This window comes from Mycolicibacterium obuense (genome assembly GCF_055397605.1).
The window spans coordinates 5,312,313-5,338,295 of record NZ_AP043663.1; the positions used below are offsets into that span (position 1 = coordinate 5,312,313).

The following is a 25,983-nucleotide window of genomic DNA, read 5'->3' on the forward strand; positions in this document are numbered from 1 at the left end:
GCCCCGGTATGCGCATCGGCGTGGTTTTCCCGCAAACCGAGCTCGGCGGCGACCCCGGCGCGGTGCGCGCCATGGGGCAGCGCGTCGAGGAGCTCGGGTTCACCCACCTTCTCGCCTACGACCACGTGCTCGGAGCCGACCCGGCCGTGCACCGGGACTGGGCAGGCCCGTACGACGTGGACACCACGTTCCACGAGCCGTTGGTGATGTTCGGCTATCTCGCGGCCGTGACGACGACGCTGGAGCTTGTCACCGGGGTCATCATCCTGCCGCAGCGCCAGACCGCGCTGGTGGCCAAGCAGGCCGCGGAGGTGGACCTGTTGACAGGCGGGCGGTTCCGGCTGGGGGTGGGCCTGGGCTGGAACGCGGTGGAGTACGAGGCGCTCGGTGAGAACTTCGGCGATCGGGGCAGGCGCTCCGAAGAGCAGATCGAGTTGCTGCGCCGGCTGTGGACCGAACGCTCGGTGACGTTCGAGGGACGTCACCACCGGGTGGTGGGTGCGGGCGTGGCTCCCCTGCCGGTGCAGCGGCCCATACCGCTGTGGATCGGCGCCGCATCGCCGCGGGCGTACGCCCGCGTGGGCAGGCTCGCCGACGGCTGGTTCCCGATGTTCGGGCCGGGGCCGCGTCTCGACGAGGCGCGGGCCGTGGTGGACGAGGCAGCCCGAGGCGCCGGCCGCGATCCGGAAAGCATCGGCATGGAGGGCCGCGTCAGCTGGCAGGGTGACTCCGACGCGGTCCTCGCCGCGATCGAGGCGTGGCGACAGATCGGGGCCACGCATCTGACGGTGAACACCATGGGCGCCGGCCTGACGACCGTCGACAAGCACCTCGAGGCACTGGAGGCTGTCGCAGACGCGGCGGGCCTGTCCGCCTAGCGGCGGCGCCGGGGAACCGACAGGTACTTGTACTCGAGGAACTCGTCGATTCCGACCTTGCCACCTTCGCGTCCGAGGCCGGACTGTTTGACTCCTCCGAAGGGTGCGGCGGGGTTGGACACCACCCCGGTGTTGACACCGACCATGCCGACCTCCAGTCGTTCGCTCAGGTCGAACGCGCGATCGATGTCCTGGGTGAAGACGTATCCGACCAGACCCCAGTCGGTGTCGTTGGCGCGGGAGATCACGTCGTCTTCGTCGTCGAACGGGATGACCGGCGCCACCGGACCGAACACTTCTGTGGACATCAGCTCGGATTCAGGTGACACATCGGCGAGCACGGTCGGCGGGTAGAAGTAACCCGGTCCGTCGGGAAGCCGGCCGCCGGTCACGGCGGTGGCACCACGGGCGAGCGCGTCGTCGACCAGGTGCTGGACCTTGGCTCGGCCGGCGGCGTCGATGAGCGGTCCGACATCGGTACCGTCGGCCAGGCCGTTGCCCACCGTCAGTTCGGCCATCCGCGCCGCGAGGCGCTCACTGAATTCGCTTGCCAGAGAACGGTGCACGTACATGCGGTTCGCCGCTGTGCACGCCTCCCCCATGTTGCGCATCTTCGCCGCCATGGCCCCCTGCACCGCGGTGTCGATGTCGGCGTCGGCGCACACGATGAACGGCGCATTGCCGCCCAGCTCCATGGACGATCTCATCACCGTGTCGGCCGCCTGGCGCAGCAGCACCTTGCCCACGCCGGTGGAGCCGGTGAAGCTGATCTTGCGGGCCTTGCCGCTGCTCATCCACCGCTGCACCACGGTCGCTGCATCGGTGGTGGTGACGACGTTGAGCACTCCCTCGGGCAGACCGCACTCCTGCAGGATCGCCGCCAGGGCCAACGAGGTCAGCGGTGTCTGCGGCGCGGGTTTGAGCACCATCGTGCAGCCGGCTGCCACGGCGGGCGCGATCTTGCGGGTGCCCATCGCCAACGGGAAGTTCCACGGCGTGATGAGGACACAGGGACCGACGGGTTCCCGCGTGACGATGATGCGGTTCGCGCCGTCGCCGGTGGTGGTGTGGTCACCGGAGATCCGCACCGCTTCTTCGGAGAACCACCGCAGGAACTCCGCGGCGTAGGCCACCTCACCCCTGGCCTCGGCCAGCGGCTTACCCATCTCCGAGGTCATCACCTCAGCCAGCCAGTCCTGCCGGGACATCACGAGATCATATGCGCGGCGCAAGATTTCGCTACGCACGCGTGGTGCGGTGCGGGCCCACGAGCGCTGCGCAGCGACTGCGGCGTCCAGGGCCGCGTCAGCGTCCCCGGGACCCGCATCGGCCACGCTGGCCAACAGCTCTCCGGTGGCGGGGTTCTCCACCTCGAAGACGTTTCCGTTGTTCGCGGCGCGCCACCGCCCGCCGATGAGAAGCCCGGTCGGGATGTCGGCGAGACCAGCGTGCAGCGTTGTTGACGTCATCGATCGTTCTCCAATGTGGGGTCGAGAATCTGTGCCAGGTGCAGGGAGGCGTGGGCGGTCGGAGCCAGCTGTCTGGCTTGCATGTGGCAGCTGAAGCCGTCGGTGAGCACCACCGCCTCCGGGTCGGCGCGCAGCGCCGGGGCCAGCGCCAGTTCGGCGACGGCCATGCTGACGTCGTAGTGCTCGCGCTCGAAACCGAAATTGCCGGCAACGCCGCAGCATCCGGTCGCCTCACGCACCTGGTCGATGCCGACCGCGGCGAGTGCGCGGCGCTGCGTGGCCGCACCGAACACGGCGTATTCGTGGCAGTGGGTCTGCAGGGTGACAGCCTCGGGCAGAGCTACCCGCGGCGCCCAGCCGGTCTCGCTCTGGGCAGTGATCTGCTCGGCGAAACTGCGGACACGTCGCGCGACCCGACGAGCGGCGTCGCTTCCGACCAGTTCAGGAAGATCCTTGCGCAGCGCGGCCGCGCAGCTCGGCTCGGTGACCACGATCGGCCGATCGGTTCCGTCGTCGAGAGCGGCAGCGGTGCGTGCCAGACGTTTTCGGGCCTGGCGCAGTTGCCCGGTGGAGATCCAGGTGAGTCCGCAGCACACGTCGGTGCGGACCTCGGCGCGCTGGCCGCCATCCTCGATCACGCGCCGCGCCGCGCCGGCGACCTCGGGCCGAAAGCCTCTGGTGAAAGAATCCACCAGCATGATCACGTCCCCGGTGCCGCCACCCGGCACACCGACTTCGGCGCGCAACGCGCGGCGAGAGGCGAAGGTGGGCAGCGGTCGCTGCGTCGTCAGTCCGCCGAGACGCAGCCCCACCGATCGCAGCGGGCTGGCCAGCAATCGGTTGACCACGGGAGCAGTGCGAGATGTCACGGCCAACCATCGCGGTAACCACCCCAGTGAGTAATGCGACATCGGACGCACACGTCGGCGGTAGTGGTGGTCGAGGAACTCGGCCTTGTAGGTTGCCATGTCGACACCGGTCGGGCAGTCGGTGGAACACGCTTTGCAGGACAGACACAGGTCCAGGACGTCACGAACGTCTTCAGATGCCCATCCCTGGTCCATCGTGTCAGCGCCGCGAACCATGTCCTGCAGAACGCGGGCGCGACCTCGCGTGGAGTCCTTCTCGTCACCGGTCGCCCGATAGCTCGGGCACATGACTCCGCCGCTGTGTGAGCGGCACCTGCCCACGCCGATGCAGCGCTGCACGGCTTCGGCGAATGGGCTGGACCCTGGTGCGGCGGACTCGTGAAGAGTGAACGTGGTCTGCCAGGGCAGTGGTGGGATATCGGCGAGCGCCAGCTGTTCGGTGATCGGTTCGGGCGCGACGATCATCCCGGGGTTGAGGGTGTTGCCCGGATCGAACAGAGCCTTGAACCCGGCGAACGCCTCCATGATCGTCGGCGAGTACATCTCGGGCAGCAGCTGCGACCGTGCGCGCCCGTCACCGTGTTCGCCCGACAGCGTTCCGCCGTGTGCGACGACGAGCCGGGCCGCGGCGGTGAGGAACGCCGACATGACCTCTCGCCCTTCGGGTGTGCGTTGATCGAAGGTGATGCGGATGTGCATGCAACCGGCACCGAAGTGGCCGTACATCACGCCGATCAGCTGGTACTGCTGGAGCAGGTTGCGGAAGTCGGCGAGGTAATCGGCGAGGTTCTCCGGGGCTACGGCGGAATCTTCCCAACCGGGCCACGACGTCACGGTGGACCCGTCGGCGAGGTGTAGTCGCGACGACAATCCGGCGCCGTCCTCCCGAACGCGCCACAGTTGTCGACGTTCGCCCGGGTCGCGGACCTCCCGGAACTGCCGGGCCCGTCCGTTGGCCCGCAGATCGGCGGTGAGCCTGCGGGCGTGCTCGGCGACGGCGACGTCGTCGTCACCGTCGAGGTCGATGTAGAGCCACGCGCGGCCGGCGGGCAAGGCGGCGACGGAGTCTTCGCCGCGGCGCGCTGTCATCGTGGCGACGATGTGTTCGTCGATGCCTTCGACCGCCGCGGGCGAGTACTCCAGGATCGTGGTGACGTCGCGGGCGGCGTCGACGATGTCGTCATAGGCGACGACCAGGAGCAGCGCCGACGGCGGTACGTCGACAAGGGTGACGGTGGCGCCGACGACGACGGCGCAGGATCCCTCGGTGCCCACCAGTGCGCGTGCGACGTCGAAGCCGTTCTCCGGCAGCAGGTGTGCGAGCTGGAAGCCCGAGACCTGCCGAGGAATGCGACCGAGTTCCAGACGAAACGGGGCCATGTACCGTGCGGTCAAGGCTCTCAGGTCAGCGGACAGTGCGCTGGCTCGCTCCGTTGCGGCGATGTCCGCCGGATCGGTGGCACACAGTCCGCTGTGGGTGGCCGTCAGGCGAGTGCCGTCGGCGAGCACCAGGTCCAACGACACCACGTGGTCGCCGGTGCGCCCGTACCGGACCGAGTGGTTGCCGCAGGCGTCATTGCCGATCGATCCTCCGACGGTGGCCCGGTTCCTGCTGGACGGATCCGGGGCGAACGTCAACTGATCGGCCGTGCTGCGCTGTACGGCCTCCGCCAGCTCCGCCAAGACGACGCCCGGCTCGACGACGGCAGTTCGGCTGGCGGCGTCGACAGACACGATGCGGTCCATGTGTCGCGAGAAGTCCAGGACGACTCCGCTGCCGATGGCATTGCCCGCCATCGATGTGCCGCCGCCCCGCGCGATGAGGGGAACGCCGAACTCCGCACAGAGCCGGGCGATATGACTCACGTCCTCCGCGTTCCGGGGGAATGCGACGGCCACTGGCTCGACCCGATAATTCGAGGCGTCGTAGCTGTACTCGGCCAACCGCCGGCTGCTGGTGTCGACCTCGACGGCGCCGGCGGTCAGCCGCTGTACGAACGTGACGGCGCGGGTCAATGAAGCTCCTCGGCGAGCACCACCGCGAGATTCTCGAGGAGACGATCGGCATCGGCCATCGAAAAAGGCAGCGGCGGACGCACTTTGAGCACGCTGCCGCGGGGCCCCGACGCCGAGATCAGCACGCGGCGCCGGCGCATGTGGTTGACCACGCGCAACGCCGCGTCTCCGTCGGGAGTGGCGGATTCTCGGTCGGTGACGATGTCCACCCCCACGAACAACCCCGCGCCGCGGACTTCGGCGACCTGTTCGTAACGGCCTGCCATGGACTCGATTTCGGCCTGGATGTAGCGGCCTACGCGGTCAGCGTTCGCCATCAACTCGTCGCCGTTGATCACGTCCAATACCGCCTGCGCCGCCGCGATGGACACCGAGTTACCGCCGAAGGTGTTGAAGTAGCGGATGTTACGTCCGAACTCGACGAGGAGTTCGGGGCGGAAGGCGGCCGCCGCGATCGGAATACCGTTGCCCATGGGTTTACCGGTCGTCACGATGTCGGGGACGAGGTCGTGCCGCTGGAATCCCCACCAATTCCGTCCGGTACGGCCGAATCCCGGCTGTACCTCATCGGCGATGAACAGCCCGCCGGCGTTGTGGACTTCCTCGATGACAGGCTGCAGGAAGCCCGCGGGATCGGCGTAGATGCCGTCGGAGGAGAAGATCATGTCGGCAATGAAGGCTGCGACTCCGAACCCGTGACGCTCCAGATCGGCGATCGCTGCGCGGATCTCGCGCTGCATGGTCGCGATCACGGCGTCGTTTCCGCCGTGACGCAGGCGATCCGGTGCGCTGATGGTGCGCACATGTGGCCCCAGTGGGACACCGACACCCAGCGACGGCGAGAAGGCCGACACGTCGGAGGTCAGCCCGTGGTAGGCGCCGGCGGTGACGATGACGCCCTGGTTTCCGGTGTGGTACCGGGCCACCCGCATCGCGAGGTCGTTGGCTTCGGAACCGGTGCAGGTGAACATGACATGCCCGATCTCGGCGGGCATGGTGGCCAGGAACTGCTCGCTGTACGTCAGGATCGACTGCTGGATGTAACGGGTGTTCGTGTTCAGGGTCGACAGCTGCCGATGAATCGCGTCGACGACGTAGGGATGGCAGTGCCCGACGCTGACCACGTTGTTGTACACGTCGAGGTAGTCATTGCCATCGGCGTCGAAGAGCAGAGTTCCCGCGCCGCGGACGATCTCCACGGGGTCTTCGTAGAACAACCGGTAGCCGGGTCCCAGGAGACGGTCACGAGCTTCGACCTGGCCGCGGGTGCGCGGGGGCAGCTCGTCGATGCGCGACGTGTCGAACCCGTTCACCATGGGCTCGGACGCTCCTGGCGTGAACGCCTTGGTCATCGTCAGTTCTCTCCTGTCTGAAATGATGCACCGGCAGCCGACAGCAGTGCCTGCACGGTGGGTGAGGCCACCGACAGTGCGCACCGGAGCCTGGTCCAATCCTGCGCCGAATGGGACAACCCGTAATCCCGGCTGTGGGGATGGATAGCCGCGCGCCAGCCGAAAATCAAGGCACGCAACAGGAGTCGCGCCGGCCCGGCGATGGCCAACAGCGCCACATCACGATCGGGCACCGGCCGGACCGCACGGTAGCCGCGCACGATCTCCACCGCGCTGTCCCACGGACGCCGATCGTCGAGGCCGATCTGGTTGGCCACCGCAACGGCCAGTTCGAACAGCACGGGACTGCGGACGACATCACCGAAGTCGATGACGCCGGTGACGAAGTCGTCGGCGGCAGGGTCGACGACGACGTTGAACGGGCTGAAGTCGCCATGGATCATCTGCGTGGGGAGGGTGCCGATTCGGGGTGCGACGAGAGCTTCGAACTGGTCGAAGATCCACGTCGCCATCGTGACGTCGTCGTGGTCGTTCACCAGCTCCAGGAGTGGCCGCACGTGGAGGAAGTTCTTCAGATCCCAGATCAGTGACCGAGATTCGCCGGGGTGCCGGAAGCCGGCCAGCCCGGAGTCGAGCCGCGCCAGCATGGCGCCGACCTTCTGGAACTGGGTGGGGGTCGGGATGGTCGACGCGAGAAGGTCACCGTCGAGGTAGCTCATGACCCGCATGAGGCGTGCATTCCCGCGCGGGTCGACCACGGTGGACTCGACCTGGCCGCGCACCCCGCGGATCAACCGCTGGACGGGGATCGCGGGTCGGCTCTTCTCCAGGTGCAGCATGACCGCGGACTGCAGGTTGACGATCTGGGCGGCCTCCGTTGCCGGTGCGATCTTGACCAGGAAGCGACCGATGTCGGTGGCCAGACGGAACGTATCGTCCTTCTCGGTCGGGATACGGCTCAACTGACCGGCCAGGTCGTACTGCCGCCGCAATTCGGCGGCCACCTGCTGCTCGGGAAAGCGCTCTGCCGGCGACTCGTCGAGCGCACTTTCTCGGGCGATGCGAAGAAGCGCAGCGGAGCCCCGGAACACGCCCCCGTCCCGTGCACGGGAGCGCAGCGGGATGGCGAGGGCCCTGTCGGGGAAAGCGTCCGTCATCGCCAATCCTGTTCTCGCGCCGAGGGGCCCGCAGCCCCGGCCGCCCGATCGAATCTCACTGCGCCGCGATACCCGCGGCTGTCGTTGATAGCGATGAACTGTAGAACATTAGAGCATGAGGCGTCCAGTCAGCCCGCCGCGACCGCGTCCGCCAGCGCTCCGAATCGGTGTTCAACAGTTGTACGCTGAGGCCATGTCCATCGCCGAGCGCATTCAGATCGTCGGACGCAGTAGTGCGCAGCAGATCGCCGACGGCTTGATGGACATGATCCTGGAGGGCGAACTCAAGCCCGGTGAGCGCATCAGGGAAGCCGTCGTCGCCGACGCCCTGGGCATCTCGCGCAACACCGTGCGCGAAGCGGTGCGCTTGTTACAGGGCACCGGGTTGGTGCGCTACACCTTCAACCGCGGCCTGGTCGTCTGGGATCCCTCCGACGAGGAGGTCCTCGACATCTACCGCGCCCGCCTGCATCTGGAGACCGCGGCCGCCGCATCCCTGGGACCCGATACGGATCTGTCGCCTCTGCTCACCGCGATGGAGGCGTTGAAAGCGGCCATGGCGACGCACGATCCACGCGTCATCGTCGAGAAGGATCTCGACATCCACCGGGCCATCGTCGGCCTGATGAACAGCCCACGGCTCGACAAGTTCTACGCCGAACTGCTCGGCGATCTGCGCTATTTCCTCCTGATCCTGTCGTTGGACCATCACGAGTACGAGACCGGCTCGGGGCTCGAAGACGAACACCAGCGCATCGTCACCGCCTTCACCTCCCGTGATCCGAACGTGGCCCGCGACACGATCGCCGAGATCATCACCGAGAACCGTGACGAGGTGCGCAAGATCCTCGCTGCCCGCACGGCGGGCTAGCCGCATCCCTGCCGGCAGTCATCGCGGACGGCGCTGCGCGAGCATCGATTCGACGGCCGTGTCGTCACCACGACTTTTCTGACTGCTCGTCTTGCGGACACCTATCGGCTGTGCTTAAGTTCTCCATGTCAACTGTTCAACACTTGAGCACGTCCGCTCGGCGGGCATCGCACTCCCAGTGACTTGGAGAAGAACTTTCATGGCGGACGGCCCACTCATGTACATCGCGGGAGAACACGTCCCCGCCGCCAGCGGCGCGACCGAAGCGGTCATCAACCCGGCGAACGGCGACCAGATCGCCACTGTGCCGCGGGGCGACGCCGCCGACGTCCAGCGCGCGGTCAGCGCGGCGGAGAGCGCTTTCGACGGATGGGCGGCGACCACACCGGGGAAGCGAGCCGAACTCCTGCTGAAGCTGGCCGACCGCCTGGAGGCTCACGCCGAGGAGTTCGCTGCGCTGGAGTCGCAGAACGTCGGCAAGCCGATTTCCGTTGCGCGCGAGGAGATCCCCTTCGGTGTGGACAACATGCGATTCTTCGCAGGCGCCGCCCGCGTGTTGGAGGGCCGCGCCGCGGGCGAGTACTCCCCCACCCACACCAGCATCATCCGGCGCGATCCGCTCGGCGTGGTCGGCAGCGTCGCGCCGTGGAACTTCCCCCTCGTCATGGCGATCTGGAAGATCTGCCCGGCGCTGATGACGGGAAACACGCTGGTGCTCAAGCCCAGTGAGCAGACACCGCTGACCACGTTGCGCCTCGCCGAACTGGCCGCCGACCTGTTTCCAGCAGGGGTCCTGAACGTCGTCACCGGTCACGGCGACACCGTCGGGGCCGCGCTGACCGGTCACCCGCGGGTGCGGATGAGCTCGCTGACCGGCGACACCGCCACCGGAAAGGTCGTCGCCCGCGCCGGGGCCGACAACCTCAAACGCCTCCATCTGGAACTGGGCGGCAAGGCGCCTGTGCTCGTCTTCGACGATTGTGACGCCGAACTCGCCATCACGAAGATCTGCGAAGGCGGATACGGCAATTCCGGCCAGGACTGCATGGCCGCCTCACGCGTGTACATCGCCGACGGCATCTACGACGAGTTCGTGACCGAACTGACCCGCGCCGTGAGCAAGGTGGCCGTGGGTGAACCTTCCGAGGAGTCCACCGAGATGGGCCCGGTCATCTCGGAACGCCAGCGCGACCGGGTGGCCGGCTTCGTCGACCGCGCCGTCGCATCGGGTCCGGCCTCGCTGGCCGTCGGCGGCATCGGCTCAGGACCCGGATTCTGGTACAAGCCTTCCCTTGTCGTCGACGCCGCGCAGGACTCCGAGATCGTCCAGAAGGAAGTCTTCGGCCCGGTCGTCACCACCACCCGCTTCAGCAGCGAAGAGCAGGCCTTCGCCTGGGCCAACGATGTCGAGTACGGCCTGGCCGCATCGGTCTTCACCCGAGACGTCGGCCGGGCGATGCGCGCCGCCCGCAGGCTGCAATTCGGCACGGTGTGGGTCAACGACCATCTTCCGATCGTCTCGGAGATGCCGCACGGCGGGTTCAAACAATCCGGGCACGGCAACGACATGTCGATCTACTCCGTCGAGGAGTACACCGAGATCAAGCACATCATGATCAATCTGGCGAGCTGACCACATCGTCTGCTGCACAACACCTTCGGAGGTCCTGCGATGACTGTCCCCGGCCGCACGGTAGTGGCGGTGAATCTGTTCTCCATGTTGCCCGGCGTCGACCCGGCCGAGTTCGAGCGTTTCTCCACCGAGGTGGATCGCCCGACGTGCCTGGCCCGCGGGGACCTGGTTCGACGCTTCGAGGCGTTCCGCGTCGACGATGCGCCCGATGGCGCTCCGGCCGACATCCTGGAGGTCATGGAGGTCACCGATTGGGCGGATTGGGAGCAGTTCCGCGACCACGACCCGAGCATGAAACCCGTCATCGCGGGCTTCGACGAACTCGTCGACCCCGCCACCGTCCGCACCTACTTCACTCACGCCATTCCGGGAGAACACCAATGACTTCGACCACCGTCCCCTCCTACGACGCCATCGTCATCGGCGCGGGCCACAACGGCCTGATCACCGCCGGATATCTCGCCCGTGCGGGTAAGAAGGTCTTGGTCCTGGAGGCCCGCGATGTCGTGGGTGGCGCGTGTACGAGTGAAGAACTCATCGCCGGTGCCACCTGGTCGTCGTGTGCATTCATCGCGAGCCTGCTTCGCCCGGAGATCATCGCCGATCTGGAATTGGAGCGCTACGGCCTGGAGATGTATCAGACCGCAGCCAGTGAGGTCAGCATCTTCCCCGACGGCAGCCATCTGTTCGTGTGGAAGGACATGGACAAGACGCTCAAGGAGATCGAGAAGTTCTCCGCCCGCGATGCCGCCGCCTTCCTCGAATTCGGTTTGCGGGTCAAGAAATTTGCGTCCATTCTCACGCCGTTCCTGCTCTCGCCGGCCCCCAGCCGCTCCCAGGTGCTGGCCGCCTTCGAGGCCGCCGGCGCCGAGGATCTCTTCAACGAGATGGTGTTGCTGTCGACGAAGGATCTGCTGGACCGGTACTTCGAGAACGAACACATCAAGGGCCTGTTCACCTTCTTCGGCATGATCTCGGTGTGGGGTGGCCCGTCCACCCCGGGCACCGGCTATGTCTACGGGCATCACTCCGTCGGCGAGTTCAAAGGAACACTCGGACAGTGGGGTTTCGTCAAGGGAGGCATGGGCGGCATCACCCAGGCGATGGCCCGCAGCGCCAAGGCGCATGGCGCCGAGATCCGGCTCTCGTCACCGGTCGAGCAGGTCGTGGTGAGCCGAGGCCAAGCGACGGGCGTGAAACTGGCTGACGGACAGATTATTTCGGCGCGCACGGTGATCTCGAACGCCGACCCGCAACGCTCCATGCTGCACCTGCTACCGGCCGGCGCGGTCGACGCCAAACTGACCGCCAAACTGCAGGACTACGACGCCCGCGGCTCGATGGCACGCATCCACCTGCTGATCGACGAGCTGCCCGACTACATCGGCTTCCCCGCCGGCGTGCAGGGGCCCCAGCACCAGGCGCAGGCCATCATGGGTGCCTCGATCGAGAACTTCGAGCGCGCCTGGGAGGCCGAGCGCCGCGGTGAGATCCCCGACGACTTCGTGATCGAGGCTGTCATCCAGTCCACGCACGACTCGACCCTGGCCCCCGAGGGCAAACACACGATGACCCTGGGCGTGCAACAACTTCCGTTCGAACTCGCAGGCACGGACTGGGACACCATCCGCGACGAGTGGGCGGATCGAGTGCTGGAAGTCCTCTTCAGGTACGCGCCCAACCTGCGGGGCCACATCCTGGAACGGGTGATCATCACACCGAAGGACCTCGAACGCGACTACGGGCTCACCGGCGGCAACATCTTCCACGGCTCGATGTTCTTCGACCAGCTGTTCAACAACCGGCCCACGCCCGAATTGGCCGACTACCGCACCACGGTCGACAACTACTACCTCTGCGGCTCCGGCACTCACCCCGGCGGCGGAGTGATGGGCGCCAACGGTCACAACGCCGCCCAGGTCGTCATCGCAGACCTCAACGGAACCCCCGCACCGACCGCGCAGCGCGTCGGCCCGGCGCCTAAGGCCGGCGTCATCGACCGCGCCATGGAGACCGTGATGGACACCAAGACCGGCAAGAAGCTCGGCTACACCGTCGCGAGCAGCCCTGCGCTGCGCAAGGTCGTCAAATTCGCCGCCCGCAGCAAGACCACCCGTTAACCGACCACTCCACCCCCGAAGGACTGCCATGCTGCACCAGGACGATCCCCAGTCGTTGGCCACCCTGAAGGATTCGCCTGACGGCTCGGAAGGTCTGGCGCGCAACCAGATCGGCGTACTCGGCATCGTGTTCTTCGTCGTCGCCGCTGCCGCGCCGCTGACTGTCGTCGTCGCGCTGTTCCCGGTGATCATCGGCTCCGGCAACGGTGTCGGAATCGCGGGCGCCTTCGTCGCCGTGGCGATAGTGCTGACCATCTTCGCGGTCGGCTATGTCGCCATGAGCAAACACATCACCAACGCGGGCGCTTTCTACGCCTTCATCACCCGGGGGCTCGGTAGACCGATGGGGATCGGATCCGCCTCCCTGGCGATCTTCGCCTACAACGCCATCCAGCTCGGGGTCATCGGCGGCTTCGGCTATTACGCAGCCGAATTCACCTCTCGCCACACCGGTGTCGGCGTGCCGTGGTGGGTCTTCTCGGGGCTGGCGATGGGCGCGTCACTGTTCCTCGGCGTCCGGCAGATCCACGCCGGTGCTCGCGTGCTGGCCGTGCTGTTGACGCTGGAGACGGGCGTGATCCTCGTCCTCAACATCGGCATCCTCGTCAACTCACCGAATCCCGTCAGTGACTACTCGTTCGAACCCTTCGCTCCGTCAGCGGTGTTCGCCGGTGCGATCGGTGTCGCGCTGATGTTCGCCCACGCCTCCTTCATCGGTTTCGAGGGCACAGCCATCTACGGCGAAGAGGCCAAAGACCCCAAACGCACCGTCCCCCGCGCGACCTACACCTCGGTGATCTTCATGGGCGTGTTCTACGCCGTCACCGCGTTCCTCATCGTGAACTCCGTGGGCGTCGGGAACATCGTCGACCTGGCCGGAAGCGAGGGCGGCAACCTCGTGTTCGCCGTGAGCGACAGCGTCCTCGGCCGCGCCGGGACCGAAGCCTTCCAACTCCTGGTCATCACCAGCCTGTTCGCCGCGATCCTGACGTTCCACAACAACGTCGCCCGCTATCTGTACTCGCTGGGCCGCCAAGGCGTCATCTGGAAACGGCTGGGCACCACGCACCCGACCCGCAAGTCACCGGCACTGGCCTGCTACGTGCAGATCGCCATGGTCGCCGTGGTGGTCGCCGTCTTCGCCATACTGGGCCTCGACCCCTACACCACCTTGTTCACCTGGTGGACCGGCGTCGGCGCCGCCGGCATCATCCTGCTGCAGACCATCGCCAGCATCGCCATCTTCGTGTTCTTCCGCCGCTCGACCGTCGACAAGCGACCCTGGAACACCTTCATCGCGCCGCTTCTCGGCGTCGCCGGACTGCTGCCGTTCCTCTGGTACGCCATCACGGGCATGGACGTCCTGCTCGGCGGGGGCGGGTGGCTGCAGATCACCTTCACCGCCATGTTGTTCGCGTCACTGGCCATCGGCGTCATCGGCGCCTACGTCATCAAGGCGCGCTCCCCGCAACGCTATGCCCAGCTGAACTCCACGCTCGGCGATCGGCTCTAGCCGGTCACAGCCCGAACATCGCCCGCAGGTCTGCCGTTCGCCACAGCACGATCGCGAGGATCAGCACCAGCGTCGCGGTGCAGGCCCCGGCCTGCACCGCGGTGCGCTGGGCCCGCGGCGCGTACGCGAAGGCCGCGGCCACCGCGGCGCCGGTGATCAGCCCACCGATGTGGCCCTGCCAGCTGATGTTCTGGCCGCTGATCAAGGGGAAGACGAACGTGAACGCCAGGTTGAGGACGATCACCGCGACGACGCCGCGGACGTCCATGTTCAGTTTCTTTCCGACGACGAACGTCGCGCCGAACAATCCGAACACCGCCCCCGAGGCACCCGCGGTCAACGCGTTGAGTGTCAGCAGGTAGGCCAGCGCTGCGCCGCCGAGCGCGCTGAGCAGGTACAGCGCACCGAACCGCAGCCGGCCCAGCGCCATCTCCAGCGGCGGGCCGACGAAGTAGAGGGCCAGCATGTTGAACGCGATGTGGGCCACCCCGAAGTGCAGGAATGCCGAGGTCAGCAGCCGGTACCACTCGCCGTCGGCGACCGCGACGGGCCACAGCGCGAGCGCGCGTTCCGTGCCGGGCACTGCCATCTGCAGCACGAACATCGCGACGTTGAGACCGATCAGCGTGTAGGTGACCACCGGCGTCGCCGACCGGCGCGCCACCGCGCCGAACGGTGTCGTGGCCTGCCGCACCGAGCGCGCCCCGGCGCCGACGCACTCGGCGCACTGATGGCCAACCGCGGCACTGTGCATGCACTCGCCACAGATGGGGCGGTTGCAGCGGGTGCAGCCGACGTAGGTCGGCCGGTCGGGATGCCGGTAGCAGTACGCGGGCGGCGGCGGGGGCGGGTAGCCGGGCTGGTTCACAGGGTGCCGAACAGTTCGATGTGGTTGCCGTCGGGGTCGGCGACGAACATGAAGCCCATGCCGGGCACCGGCGCGAACTCGGTCGGTCCCTCGACGATCTCGTACGGCGACGCCTCGAAGGCACCCGCGACGGCGCGGAGCCCGGTGACCCCGATCGTGAAGTACCGCAGGCCCGCCTGGGCGCGGCCGCCGCCGGGCACGGCCGGTGCCGGCGGGGTGTCGTAGGTGACGAGCTTGAGCACGCTGGTGCCGAGCGAGTAGCGGCGTTGAGAGCCGCCCTCGAAGGCGATCTCGCCCTGCGGCTCGAGTTCGAGGAACCCCTCGTAGAACGCGACCATCGCCTCGAGGTTCGTGGTGACGAGCCCCACCTCGATCCCGGGCATCAGCAAACCCAGCTTCACGGGAACCAAATTAGCCGTCGCGACATAACGATTCGGACACAACGCACATCACGATCAGTTAAGGAAGCGCCGCCGATCGTGAGAAGTCTCAACGATGACCCAACGTCAGAGGCGGTTTCGCCGTCGTTTTGAGGCCGATCTCACGCCGCGACCCTGTAACACCGGCGGGGTCCCCGCCGGGCGAACACATGCTCGGTTTCAGCCCCTCAGAACGCGGTTACCGTGGAATGCGGGCGGGGAAAAGCACCACCAACGACATCTGAGAAGGACCAGAACCACCATGAATTCCAGTGCTATCAGCGTGCGCAAGAACGTGGCCCGCATCGGGGCGGCGGCTGTCTTCGGCGGCGTGGCCATCGCGTCGGCCGCGGCAGTGGCGCCCACGGCGTCGGCCGCTCCGGGTGAGGGCTGCAGCGCCAGCCAGGTCGCGGGCACCGTGGGTTCGGCGACCACCGCGGCGCGCCAGTACCTCGACAGCCATCCGGGCGCCAACCAGGTCGTGACGGCCGCGATGCATCAGTCTCGCCCCGAGGCCGAGGCCAACCTGCGTGGCTACTTCACCGCCAACCCTGGTGAGTACTACGACCTGCGGGGCATCCTGGCGCCGATCGGCGACACCCAGCGCACCTGCAACGTCACCGTGCTGCCGGCCGATCTGCAGTCGGCCTACAACACCTTCATGGCGGGCTGACGCCGCCTCGACCGTCAGGCGCTGCGGCGGCGGGTTCACGCCCGCCGCCGCAGCACTTAGACTGGCTTGCTATGAGGCTGGTTTTCTCATGAGATTCCTGCGTACGACCGTGGCTGCGGTGCTGGCCTGTTCCTGCGTCGCAGCACCGCTGGCCCACGCTCAGCCCGCGCCGCCGGCCCCCGCTCCCGCACCGGCCGCCGACGGTCCCAAGACCACCATCGACGGCAATGGGTCGTACGCGGTAGGCAAGGACATCGTCCCCGGGGTGTACTCCTCCGCCGGCCCCGTCGACAACGGCGCGTGTTACTGGAAGCGTTCGGCCGGCGACAAGCTGGTCGACAACGCCCTGACCAAGAAGCCGGCGTTCGTCCAGATCGATGCGACCGACACCTCGTTCACCACCACCGACTGCCAGACCTGGCAGCTCACCAACGCCCCGATGCCGCCTCAGCCGGGACCCGGCGACCTGCTGGGCGCACTGACCCAGGCCATCGGCAGCGGCATGTTCAACGGGGGACCGCGCTGAGCCCAGCCGCGGGCACCCTCGACGGCCGGATCGTCGTTCCCGCCGACCTCGACGCCGTGACGTCGGTCGGCGCCGAAGACCACACGGACGTCGACCCCGCCTCCGTCGAGCGGATCTGGCAGGCGGCGCGGCACTGGTACGCGGCGGGCATGCAGCCGGCGATCCAGGTGTGCATCCGCCGCGACGGCCGCACCGTTCTCGACCGCGCGATCGGGCACGCCCGAGGCAACGGACCCGCTGACCCGCCGGACGCCGAGAAGGTCGTCGTCGGCACCGACACCCCGTTCTGCGTCTACTCCGCGGCCAAGGCGATCACCACGACCGTCGCGCACATGCTTGTCGAGCGCGGTGTGTTCTCCCTCGACGACCGCGTGTGCGACTACCTGCCGACCTACACCAGCCACGGCAAGGACCGCACCACGATCAGGCATGTGATGACGCACAGCGCGGGCGTGCCGTTCGCCACCGGGCCTCGCCCCGACCTGCGCCGCATGAACGACAGCGAGTACGCCCGGGAGATGCTGGGCCAGCTCAAGCCGATCCATCCTCCCGGTCTGGTGCACATCTACCACGGCCTCACCTGGGGTCCGTTGATGCGCGAGATCATCGGTGCGGCGGCGGGCCGCAACATCCGCGACATCCTGCACGACGAGATCCTGGCCCCGCTGGGCTTTCGGTGGACGAATTACGGTGTTGCGGCAGAGGATGTTCCGTTGGTGGCGCCCAGCCACGTCACCGGGAAGCCGCTGCCCCCGCCGATCGCCAAGGCGTTCAAGATCGCCGTCGGCGGCACCCCGCAGCGGATCATCCCGTTCTCCAACACACCAGAGTTCCTCACCAGCGTGATCCCGTCGTCGAGCACCGTGTCCAACGCGAACGAGCTGTCCAGGTTCGCCGAGATCCTCTGTCGCGGAGGCGAACTCGACGGTATTCGAGTGATGTCACCCGCAACGCTGCAGGCGGCGACCAGAGAGGCCCGCCGCTTGCGGCCGGATCTGGCGACGGGACTGCAGCCGATGCGCTGGGGTACCGGATACATGCTGGGCTCCAAGCGATTCGGGCCGTTCGGCCGCAACGCGCAGGGCGCCTTCGGCCACACCGGCCTCACCGACATCGCGGTGTGGGCCGATCCCCAGCGGGCACTGTCGGTCGCGGTGGTCAGCAGCGGTAAGCCGAGCGGGCACAAAGAGGCGAAGCGCTATCCACAGCTGCTGGACCGGATCAACGCCGAGATGTCGCGGATCTGATTACCGGACTCTCCCCCGCAAGCGGGAGGTGCCCCCACAACGCGACTCGTACCTCGCCGCTTGATCGTCGTCCGGCGGATCTAGAGGGCCTCACAGCAGCGCCTCCACCGTGATCGGCAGCTCGGTCACCCGCCGGCCCGTCGCGTTGAAGACGGCGTTCGCGATCGCCGCAGGCACCCCGACGATCACCACCTCCCCCAGCCCTTTGACGCCGATGGGGTCGGCGATCATGTCTTCGCCGGTGAGGAACGCGGCGTCGAGTTCTGGCACATCGGCGTTGACGGGTACCAGGTAATCGGCCATGTTGGCGTTGACGATCCGGCCGTCGCGGTGGTCGAGGTGGGTGGCCTCCAGCAGCGCCATCCCGATGCCGCCCACCATGCCGCCGATGGCCTGGCTGTGCGCCAGCATCGGGTTGATCACCCGTCCGGCGTCGTAGCACCCGTAGATCCGGCGCACCCGCACCGTCCCGAGCAGCTCGTCGACCGCGACCTCGGCGAAGACCGCGCCGTAGGCGTTCATCGAGAAGCGGGTGTTCGCGTCGTCCGGCGCCCAGTCATAGCGCGCCTCGAGCTGGGGCCAGCCCCGCCGTCGCAACAGATCCTGGTAGGACTCACCGCGACCAGGGTCGGTCCGGGCTGACATCCGGCCATCCGTGACCGTGACGGCCTCAGGAGCCAGACCGTTCAGCGGCGAGCCGGGATCCACGACTGCGGTCCGAACCAGCCTGTCGCGCAACATGATACCGGCATGGTTGACTGCCGACCCGACGCTGGCCATCGTCATCGAGCCCGCGTGGATCGGAGCGGGCGGCATCCGCGAATCGCCGAGGTCGAAGCGGACCCGGTTCATCGGCAGGCCCAGCGCATCGGCGGCCATCTGGGTCATGGAGGTGTAGGTGCCCGGCCCCATGTCGCTGGTGGCGGTGTCGAAGTCGGCCGTGCCGTCGGCGTTCATCTTCGCGTGCACCGAGCACTTGTTGCGATTGGTGTGATAAATCGCTGCGGCCGTGCCCATTCCGATCAGCTGTGCGCCGTCCCGTACCGTCCGGGGCTGCTGGCTGCGGCGCGACCAGCCGAACGCCGCGGCGCCCTGGCTGAAGCACTCGGTGAGCCTGCGGGTGGAGAACGGCCGCTCCTCCTCTTGGTCCCGGTCGGGCTCGTTACGCAAGCGCAGCTCGATGGGGTCGATGCCGAGCCGGTGCGCCAGATCGTCCACGCCGGACTCCAGCGCGAACGCGCCGGTGGTGTCACCCGGACCGCGCATGTAGGTCGGCGAGTTCACGTCCAGCGGCACCACCCGGTACGTCGAGCGCATGTTCGGAGCGGCGTATTGCATCCGCGGCGCGCCGACGATGCCGTCCTCGTAGCCGATGTCGCGCGAGGTCTCGACCCGCCCCTCGTGGACGATCACCGAGATGCGTCCGGTGCGGTCGGAGCCGATCGCCAGCCGCTGCCGACTCGTCGGCCGGTACCCGACGGTGGTGTAGAACTGCTTGCGCGTCAGCATCAGCTTGACCGGGCGGCGCACTTGCTTGGCCGCGAAAGCCGCGAGCAGCTGGTGCGGCCAGACCCGGCCCGCCGAGCCGAAGGCACCGCCCACGAACGGCGATATCAGCCGCACCTGCTCGGCCGGCAGCTCGAACGCCTCTGCGTAGGCCTCCTGGGATCGCGCGACCGCCTGGGTCTTGTCCCACACGGTCAGCCCGTCACCGTCCCAGCGGGCGATGGTGGCGGGGATCTCCATCGAGTTGTGGTTGTTGCGCTCGATCGCGTAGGTCAGGTCGGACACCACCGCGGCGGTCCGCAGTGCGGCGTCGGCATCGCCACGGCTGTAGTCGCGGGTGCGGGCACTCGGTTGCGGAACCGCTTGCGGCGCATCGATGTCGGTCACCGAAGGTCCCGGCGAGTAGTCGACGGTGACCAGCGATGCGGCGTGCGCGGCGGCCTCCAGCGTGGCGGCGACGACGATCGCCACCGGCTGGCCGAACGAGGCCACCTGCGTGGGGTCGTACGGCAGCTTCACCCCGCCGAAGTCGGTCAGGACAGCCACCACGTCGGGTTGGCCCTTCGCCTCGGCGGCGTCGATGCGGCCGACGCCGCCCCGCGCCACGGTGGCGCCGACCAGCGCGGCGTACAGCACATCCGGAATCGGGTGGTCGGCCGCGTAGGCGGCCTTGCCGGTGACCTTGAGGCGTCCGTCGACCCGGGTGATGGGTTGTCCGGCGACGGGCTGCGCTCCACTCATGGCATACCAGCCACGGTCGCGAGCTGACGTTCGACGGTCCGCTTGACCAGTTCGACCTTGAACCCGTTCTCCGACAGCGGCTTTGCCCCGTCAGCGGCCAGAGCGCCGGCCTCCGACCACAGCCGGGCGCTGGGACGCTGTCCCGCCAGCGCCGCTTCGACCGACGGCAGGCGCCACGGCACCGTGCCGACGCCGCCGACGGCGACGCGGGCACTGCGGATCACCCCGCCGGAGAGGTCCATCGCCACCGCAGCGGACGTCAGTGCGAACTCGTAGGACTCCCGATCGCGCACCTTCAGGTAACCCGACCGTGCGGCCGCTGCCGTGACCGGGACCTCGAGGGCGACGATGAGGGCACCGGGCGGCAGGTTGTGTTCCTGGTCGGGCCGGTCGCCCGGTTGGCGAAAGAAGTCGGCGAGCCGGATCGTCTGATCTCCATCTCGGTCTCGAACGACCGCAGCGGCGTCGAGAGCCACCAGGGCAACGGCCAGGTCGGACGGGTGGGTGGCAACGCACGCGTCGCTGGTGCCGAGGATGGCGTGGTGGCGGTTGCGGCCGCCGATGGCCGCACACCCCGCGCCGGGGGTGCGCCGGTTGCATGCCGCGGTCACGTCGCGGAAGTACAGGCACCTCGGCCGCTGCATCAGATTGCCGCCGATCGACGCCATGTTGCGCAGTTGCGCCGACGCGCTGAGTTCCAAGGCCTGGGTGATGACGGGGAACCGCTGCCGCACGTCGGCGTGCGCGGCGAGCTCCGACATCCGCACGAGCGCACCGACACGCAGCCGTGACCCGTCCAGTGAGATGTCGCGGTAGGGCAGGGCGTTGATGTCGACGACCGCGTCCGGTCGCTCGACGGTCTCACGCATCAGGTCGATCAGCGTGGTGCCACCGGCGATGTAGCGGGCGCCGGTGGCACCCGCGTCGAGCGCCCCGGCTTCGTCGGCGGCCTTGGAGAAGGCGAAGGGGAACACAGCGGCTATGCCTTGTCGGCCGCTTGTGTCACGGCGGCCACGATGTTGGTATAGGCGCCGCAACGACAGATGTTGCCGCTCATCCACTCTCGGATCTCGGCGGGTGAACCGGTGTGGCCCTCCCGGATGCAGGCCACCCCCGACACGATCTGTCCGGCGGTGCAGAACCCGCACTGGAAGGCGTCCCTGTCGATGAAGGCCTGCTGCAGCGGGTGGAGCCGGCCGTCTGTTTCCAGGCCCTCGATGGTGGTGATCTCGGCTCCCTCGTGCATCACCGCCAGCGTCAGGCAGGAGTTGACCCGCTGCCCGTCGATGAGGATGGTGCACGCGCCGCAGGCACCCTGATCGCAGCCCTTCTTCGTGCCTGGCAAGCCGGCGCGCTCGCGCAGCATGTCGAGCAGCGACGTGCGGTTGTCGACCGCGATCCGGCGTTCCTCAGCATTGATCCTCAGCGTGACGTCGGTGGTGCCGGCCGCACCCGCGGCCGGTTTCCCGTCACCCTCGTCGTCACTGCACCCGGCGAGTAGCGAGCCACCGACGAAGACGCCACCGACAACGGCGGTGGTCCCCACGAACGTCCGGCGGTTCATCCACGCCGGGTGATCGTGATCCGAGGTCGATCGCGTCTCTTCGTTCCCTGTGTCTTCGTCCACTGCTCACCACAGTAAGCGCGTTTCACGGCACGGCCGCTCGACGCATAGGGAACTCATAACTCCGACACATTCGTCGCCGCGGCGGGGATGCGGGGTCAGCGCGTCCTGATCCCCCGGTAGATTCCGCGCGCCACGATCCACGGCATCAACACCCGCTCGAACGACCAGGCCGGGAAGCGGAACGCCCGCCCGTTGGGTGCGAACACCTCCAGCCCGTCGGGCTGGATACCGAGCACAGACCCCCATCTCCTGGTGGGCGCCTTGTACTCGCTGAGCTCGCCGCCGTCGAAGAACGCCCGCACGTTGCGGGCCAGCAGGCCATCGGCGCGGTTGCGTGCGGAGCTGCGCAGCGGATCGGTCGCGGCGACGTCGCCGATCGCGAACACCTCCGGGTGCCCGGGTACCTGCAGCGTTTCCGTGACGCGTACGAATCCCTGCTCGTCGAGGAGGTCGGCGGGCAGCCAACCCGTGTTCGGAACGACCCGGCCGATCGCCCACAGCACGGCGTCGGCGGTCGCGGCCGGTTGGCCGGTGCTCCAGTGCACCGGGTCTGCGGTCAGCTCGGCCGGGATGTCGCGCACGTCGGCGCGGTGGCCGGGGTGCAGGGTCACGCCCGCATCAGTCAGCCTGCGCTGCACGGTCTTCCAAGTTCGCGGATGGTGTCCGACGAGCGCACGCTCGCCCGGGTAGTACAGATCCACGCGCTTCCCGGGCCAGGTCGTCGCGATCTGCGCGGCGCTGCTGACCGCGGCCGCGCCACCACCGACAACCATCACCGACCGCGCCGCCGCGAGCTTCTCGTGCGGTGCGCGCAGGTCCGCGTCGACCTCGTCGGCACCCTGCAGCACGGGTGTGCGCCAGAACCCGTTACGCACCCCGGTCGCGATCACGAGCGCGTCGTAGGGCACCTGCTGAGCCGTCCCGTCCGCGGCTTGCACACTGACACAGCGTGATTCGAGATCAACCCCGGTGAGTGTGCCGTGCACGGTGATGACCCGGTCCAGCCCACGGAACCGGCCATAGGGGATCCAGTTGTGCCGCGCCCATTCGTCGGGCCGGGCCAGGCGCCAGCCCAGCTCCTGACCGCTGACCAGGCCGGGCTTGCTGCAGATCCCGGTGACCTGTGCGTGGCGGGCCAGCTTGATCGCGGTGAGCACTCCGGTGTCGCCGAGGCCGGCGATCACCACCCGCGTCACGCGCGCACCTTTGCCGGCGGGCGAGGGACGAAGCGCGACACCCGCTCGATGACCGCCTGGTAGTCCGGCCGGCGCGCCAGACTCCGCTCCTCCATCATCGGGATGCTCGCGCCCAGGAACATCGCGAGCATCGCCGCCGCGCCCGCGAACAGCCACCACGCCGTCGGCCAGGCCGCCACGCCGAACAGGGCCACCGCGAACCAGAACCCGAACTCCCCGAAGTAGTTCGGATGCCGCGACCACGCCCACAGCCCGCGGTCCATCACCTGGCCGGGCCGCCGGTCGCGCACGAACCGGTGCATCTGCGTATCGGCGGCGAATTCGAGTGCCACCGCGGCCAACCCGAGCACGAACGCCACGATGCTGAGCCACGCCAGACCGCGTTCCGGGGTCGTCACCGCCACGTAGACGGGCACCATCGCGAGGAACACCTGCAGCGTCGGGATCAGGTGGATGGCCACCAGATCAGCCAGGAACTCCCACCGGCCCGCCTTGTCACGGAACATCGGGTAGCGCCAATCCTCGTGGTGCAGACCGGGGAACGCGTAGACCCAGTTGCCGGTCAGCCGCACAGCCCACACCACGACCAGCACGGCCACCAGCCACGAGCGCAGCGTGTCGCCATCGCCCTGACTCCACCAGTAGAAGAGCAGCAGCGGTGGGATCACGCTCCAATAGGCGTCGTAGAAGCTGGAATTGCCGTACGCCCGGCTGAACGCGAACACCACCAGGGTGGCCAACACGTCGGCGATCAGCGTGTCCAGCCACAGCCGCCCGGTGGCGGGCCCCCACAGCAGCCACGCGGCGGCCACGGCGACGGCCACCACGTAGGCCAGTGTCACGATCGACAGCGAGCGCGCCTTGCTCATCTGGGTCACCGGTGTCACCCCAACCTGACCCGGAACGTCGTCGGCCAGTACTTACCGGTCAGCAGGAACTCATCACCGGCCACGTGCGCGATGCCGTTGAGCACCTGCGCGGCCGGCGGGATGCCGCGGGCACGCAGCCCGCTGGCGTCGACCACGAGATCCACTGCGCCGGTGGCCGGATCGATCCGCACGATCTGATCGGTGGGCCACACATTCGCCCACACCCGGTCGCCCACACACTCGAGCTCGTTGAGCCCGGCGACCGGCCGGCCGTCCTTGGTGACGTCGACCCCGCCCGTCTCGGTCAGATCGTCCGGGCTCTGGAAACGCAGCCGAGCGGTGCCGTCGCTGCGGATCAGCCGGTCGCCGTCCCGGCAGAGTCCCCAGCCTTGCGGGCGCAGTGGAACCTCCCGGATCGGGGTCAGCGTCGCGCGGTCCCATTCGACGGCCACGCCGTCGGTGTAGGTGAGTTGCCAGATGCGGTCTCCGACCACCGTGACACCTTCGCCGAAGTAGCGGCCGGGCATGTCCACGGCCTTGCGGACCGCGCCGGTGTCGGGGTCGAGTTCGCGCAGCTGGGACGTGCCGACTTCACCGGTGCCTTCGTAGAGCACGCCGCCGTCGATCTCGAAGCCCTCGGTGAACGCCATCGGATCGTGCGGCATCTCCCCCAGCACGACGGGCTCGATGACCGGCACCGCGGCAACCCCCGGAGGCGGCTCGGGCTCGGCGTGCGCACCCGGCACCACGGTGGCGACGGCCAGCACCGCCAGCGCGATACCCGCCCACTTCTGCCGTCTGGTCATACCGCTGTTCTACCGTGCAACGATGGGCCGATGAAAGCGGTCTCCTGTCTGAACGGTTCCCTCGACGTGATCGAGGCGCCCGAACCCGTCCCCGCCGAGGGCCAACTGGTGCTCGAGGTACTGCGCTGCGGCATCTGCGGATCGGATCTGCACGCCAAGGACCACGCCGACGAGCTCCGCGAGGTGATGGTCGAGGGCGGCTACACCGACTTCATGCGCGGCGACACCCCCGTGGTGATGGGCCACGAGTTCAGCGGCGTGGTCGCCGAACGCGGCCGCAAGGTGGGCAAGGAGTTCGCGACCGGCACCACGGTGGTCTCGTTCCCGCTGCTGCGGGCCCACGGCGCGGTGCAACTCACCGGCCTCTCACCGTTGGCGCCGGGCGCCTACGCCGAACGCGTGCTGGCCGAAGCCGCGATGACGTTCGCGGTGCCCAACGGGCTGGACCCCGAGACGGCGGCGCTGACCGAGCCGATGGCGGTCGCCTACCACGCGGTGCGGCGCAGCGACATCGCCACCAAGGACGTCGCGATCGTGCTGGGCTGCGGTCCTGTCGGGCTCGCGGTGATCTGTCACCTCAAGACCCTCGGGGTCCGCACGATCGTCGCCAGCGACTTCTCCCCCGGCCGGCGGGCCTTGGCGGCCCGCTGCGGCGCCGACGTCGTCGTCGACCCGGCCGTCGATTCGCCCTACGAGGCGGTGCCGGCCAAGCAGCGAGGCATGACCGAACTCCCGGCGCTCTACGAGTTCGGTATGGGCTCGATGGAGAAGCTGCGCAAGGTCCCCGGTTGGTCGCACGTCTACCGGCTGGCCGACCGCCTCGGCGGGACGGCACCCAAGCGGCCGGTGATCTTCGAATGCGTCGGGGTGCCCGGCATGATCGACGGCGTCGTCGGCGCCGCGCCGCTGGCCTCGCGGATCGTCGTGGTCGGCGTGTGCATGGGCGACGACAAGATCCGGCCCGCGATGGCGATCGGCAAGGAAGTCGACATCCGGTTCGCGTTCGGTTACACGCCGCTGGAGTTCCGCGACACGCTGCACATGCTGGCCGACGGCAAGCTCGACGCGTCGGCGCTGGTGACCGGGACCGTGGGCCTCGACGGGGTCGCCGCGGCCTTCGACGCCCTAGGGGACCCCGAGACGCACGCCAAGATTCTCATCGACCCGGCGAGCACCGCCGTCACCCCCTAGAGGGGCAGCGCCCGGTTCGCCGAGTCGAGGTGCTCGACGGTGGTGAACACCAGCTCGGTCTCGCCGACGTTCTCGATGTCGTGCAACAGGAATTCGCCTGCGGCGAAATGGAAGTGACGCGTCTCGCCCGCTCCGTAGGAGACCTCGCGGGTGGTGCCGTCGGCGGTGTGCTGCCGACTGCGGCCCGGGTTGACCGCCGTCCAGAAATAATCCAGCACGTGGCGATGGGCGTGCCACCGCTGACCCGGCGCGAGGCGGATCTCCCAGACGCGGACGCGGTCGTTCTGGCTGAGCAACCTCGACCCGACATGCCCGTCATGTGCGTGCTCGGCGAACTCGGCGCGCAGGTCGTCGCTCCAGCCCTCGAAGTCGGTGCCCACCAGCGTCCCCGCCAGTGGGGCGTCGGTGAGGAAGTCACGGGTACTGGTCATGGTGT

23 protein-coding genes are annotated in these 25,983 nt (G+C 68.2%); 10 read left to right on the forward strand and 13 right to left on the reverse strand.

The window, feature by feature from the left end:
* Nucleotides 1-8: 8 nt before the first annotated feature.
* Nucleotides 9-878, forward strand: a complete 870-nt coding sequence (locus ACZ50N_RS25750) for an LLM class F420-dependent oxidoreductase (protein WP_464475715.1) — start codon at nt 9-11, stop codon at nt 876-878.
* Here ACZ50N_RS25750 and ACZ50N_RS25755 read toward each other — a convergent pair.
* Genes ACZ50N_RS25755 through ACZ50N_RS25770 form a run of 4 tightly spaced genes read right to left on the reverse strand, consistent with a single transcriptional unit; the run spans nt 875 to nt 7,741 of the window.
* A complete protein-coding gene (locus tag ACZ50N_RS25755; RefSeq protein ID WP_464474115.1) occupies nt 875-2,347 on the reverse strand; it encodes an NAD-dependent succinate-semialdehyde dehydrogenase in 1,473 nt (490 codons plus the stop codon). The two genes, ACZ50N_RS25750 and ACZ50N_RS25755, sit on opposite strands and share 4 nt — an antisense overlap.
* The gene (locus ACZ50N_RS25760; protein ID WP_464474116.1) at nt 2,344-5,232 is read right to left on the reverse strand and encodes an FAD-binding and (Fe-S)-binding domain-containing protein; all 2,889 of its coding nucleotides are present in this window, start codon (nt 5,230-5,232) and stop codon (nt 2,344-2,346) included. The genes ACZ50N_RS25755 and ACZ50N_RS25760 overlap by 4 nt, the downstream gene beginning before the upstream one ends.
* Nucleotides 5,229-6,548 (reverse strand): aspartate aminotransferase family protein, encoded by a 1,320-nt coding sequence (locus ACZ50N_RS25765; RefSeq protein WP_464475716.1) that lies wholly within the window; start codon nt 6,546-6,548, stop codon nt 5,229-5,231. Before ACZ50N_RS25765 ends, ACZ50N_RS25760 begins: the two co-directional genes overlap by 4 nt.
* Before the next feature lie 38 nt (nt 6,549-6,586).
* Entirely contained in the window at nt 6,587-7,741 is a 1,155-nt protein-coding gene (locus ACZ50N_RS25770; protein WP_464474117.1) for a phosphotransferase, read from the reverse strand.
* 193 nt (nt 7,742-7,934) lie between these two features.
* On the opposite strand from ACZ50N_RS25770, the gene ACZ50N_RS25775 reads away from it, so the two are divergent.
* From ACZ50N_RS25775 to ACZ50N_RS25795, 5 genes are all read left to right on the forward strand, one after another.
* Complete coding sequence (locus ACZ50N_RS25775) at nt 7,935-8,612, forward strand: GntR family transcriptional regulator (RefSeq protein WP_052765270.1); 678 nt, start codon at nt 7,935-7,937, stop codon at nt 8,610-8,612.
* A gap of 199 nt (nt 8,613-8,811) precedes the next feature.
* Nucleotides 8,812-10,245, forward strand: a complete 1,434-nt coding sequence (locus ACZ50N_RS25780) for a gamma-aminobutyraldehyde dehydrogenase (protein ID WP_464474118.1) — start codon at nt 8,812-8,814, stop codon at nt 10,243-10,245.
* A 39-nt stretch (nt 10,246-10,284) separates the two neighbouring features.
* Complete coding sequence (locus tag ACZ50N_RS25785; protein WP_131705552.1) at nt 10,285-10,629, forward strand: RedY/HapK family protein; 345 nt, start codon at nt 10,285-10,287, stop codon at nt 10,627-10,629.
* Complete coding sequence (locus ACZ50N_RS25790; RefSeq protein ID WP_464474119.1) at nt 10,626-12,365, forward strand: phytoene desaturase family protein; 1,740 nt, start codon at nt 10,626-10,628, stop codon at nt 12,363-12,365. The genes ACZ50N_RS25785 and ACZ50N_RS25790 overlap by 4 nt, the downstream gene beginning before the upstream one ends.
* Before the next feature lie 28 nt (nt 12,366-12,393).
* Complete coding sequence (locus ACZ50N_RS25795) at nt 12,394-13,878, forward strand: APC family permease (protein ID WP_464474120.1); 1,485 nt, start codon at nt 12,394-12,396, stop codon at nt 13,876-13,878.
* A 4-nt stretch (nt 13,879-13,882) separates the two neighbouring features.
* On the opposite strand, the gene ACZ50N_RS25800 is transcribed toward ACZ50N_RS25795, so the two are convergent.
* Nucleotides 13,883-14,746: a rhomboid family intramembrane serine protease gene (locus ACZ50N_RS25800; RefSeq protein ID WP_048423034.1), complete on the reverse strand. Its 864-nt coding sequence runs from the start codon at nt 14,744-14,746 to the stop codon at nt 13,883-13,885.
* Nucleotides 14,743-15,129, reverse strand: coding sequence for a VOC family protein (locus ACZ50N_RS25805; protein ID WP_464475717.1), 387 nt, complete (start codon nt 15,127-15,129; stop codon nt 14,743-14,745). The genes ACZ50N_RS25800 and ACZ50N_RS25805 overlap by 4 nt, the downstream gene beginning before the upstream one ends.
* Before the next feature lie 298 nt (nt 15,130-15,427).
* Here ACZ50N_RS25805 and ACZ50N_RS25810 point away from each other — a divergent pair, with 298 nt between their 5' ends.
* From ACZ50N_RS25810 to lipE, 3 genes are all read left to right on the forward strand, one after another.
* Nucleotides 15,428-15,838 carry a heme-binding protein gene (locus ACZ50N_RS25810; protein ID WP_048423033.1) on the forward strand — a complete coding sequence of 137 codons (411 nt, stop codon included), beginning with the start codon at nt 15,428-15,430 and terminating at the stop codon, nt 15,836-15,838.
* Nucleotides 15,839-15,926: 88 nt separating this feature from the next.
* The gene (locus tag ACZ50N_RS25815; protein ID WP_073684921.1) at nt 15,927-16,364 is read left to right on the forward strand and encodes an Rv1352/Rv1906c domain-containing protein; all 438 of its coding nucleotides are present in this window, start codon (nt 15,927-15,929) and stop codon (nt 16,362-16,364) included.
* Complete coding sequence (gene lipE, locus ACZ50N_RS25820) at nt 16,361-17,611, forward strand: lipase LipE (protein ID WP_464475718.1); 1,251 nt, start codon at nt 16,361-16,363, stop codon at nt 17,609-17,611. The genes ACZ50N_RS25815 and lipE overlap by 4 nt, the downstream gene beginning before the upstream one ends.
* A gap of 90 nt (nt 17,612-17,701) precedes the next feature.
* On the opposite strand, the gene ACZ50N_RS25825 is transcribed toward lipE, so the two are convergent.
* From ACZ50N_RS25825 to ACZ50N_RS25850, 6 genes are all read right to left on the reverse strand, one after another.
* On the reverse strand, nt 17,702-19,858 hold the full coding sequence (locus ACZ50N_RS25825) for a xanthine dehydrogenase family protein molybdopterin-binding subunit (protein ID WP_464474121.1): 2,157 nt from the start codon (nt 19,856-19,858) through the stop codon (nt 17,702-17,704).
* Complete coding sequence (locus tag ACZ50N_RS25830; RefSeq protein WP_464474122.1) at nt 19,855-20,832, reverse strand: FAD binding domain-containing protein; 978 nt, start codon at nt 20,830-20,832, stop codon at nt 19,855-19,857. Before ACZ50N_RS25830 ends, ACZ50N_RS25825 begins: the two co-directional genes overlap by 4 nt.
* A gap of 5 nt (nt 20,833-20,837) precedes the next feature.
* Nucleotides 20,838-21,485 carry a (2Fe-2S)-binding protein gene (locus tag ACZ50N_RS25835; RefSeq protein WP_464474123.1) on the reverse strand — a complete coding sequence of 216 codons (648 nt, stop codon included), beginning with the start codon at nt 21,483-21,485 and terminating at the stop codon, nt 20,838-20,840.
* Nucleotides 21,486-21,580: 95 nt separating this feature from the next.
* On the reverse strand, nt 21,581-22,681 hold the full coding sequence (locus ACZ50N_RS25840; protein ID WP_464469149.1) for an FAD-dependent oxidoreductase: 1,101 nt from the start codon (nt 22,679-22,681) through the stop codon (nt 21,581-21,583).
* Nucleotides 22,678-23,550 carry a DUF1295 domain-containing protein gene (locus tag ACZ50N_RS25845; RefSeq protein WP_464470821.1) on the reverse strand — a complete coding sequence of 291 codons (873 nt, stop codon included), beginning with the start codon at nt 23,548-23,550 and terminating at the stop codon, nt 22,678-22,680. The genes ACZ50N_RS25840 and ACZ50N_RS25845 overlap by 4 nt, the downstream gene beginning before the upstream one ends.
* Nucleotides 23,551-23,564: 14 nt before the next feature.
* Nucleotides 23,565-24,356, reverse strand: a complete 792-nt coding sequence (locus tag ACZ50N_RS25850) for a glutaminyl-peptide cyclotransferase (RefSeq protein WP_464474124.1) — start codon at nt 24,354-24,356, stop codon at nt 23,565-23,567.
* 30 nt (nt 24,357-24,386) lie between these two features.
* On the opposite strand from ACZ50N_RS25850, the gene ACZ50N_RS25855 reads away from it, so the two are divergent.
* Nucleotides 24,387-25,547 carry a zinc-binding dehydrogenase gene (locus ACZ50N_RS25855; RefSeq protein WP_464474125.1) on the forward strand — a complete coding sequence of 387 codons (1,161 nt, stop codon included), beginning with the start codon at nt 24,387-24,389 and terminating at the stop codon, nt 25,545-25,547.
* Here the strand turns inward: ACZ50N_RS25855 and ACZ50N_RS25860 are convergent.
* On the reverse strand, nt 25,544-25,978 hold the full coding sequence (locus ACZ50N_RS25860; protein WP_464474126.1) for a cupin domain-containing protein: 435 nt from the start codon (nt 25,976-25,978) through the stop codon (nt 25,544-25,546). The two genes, ACZ50N_RS25855 and ACZ50N_RS25860, sit on opposite strands and share 4 nt — an antisense overlap.
* Between the last annotated feature and the right edge of the window lie 5 nt (nt 25,979-25,983).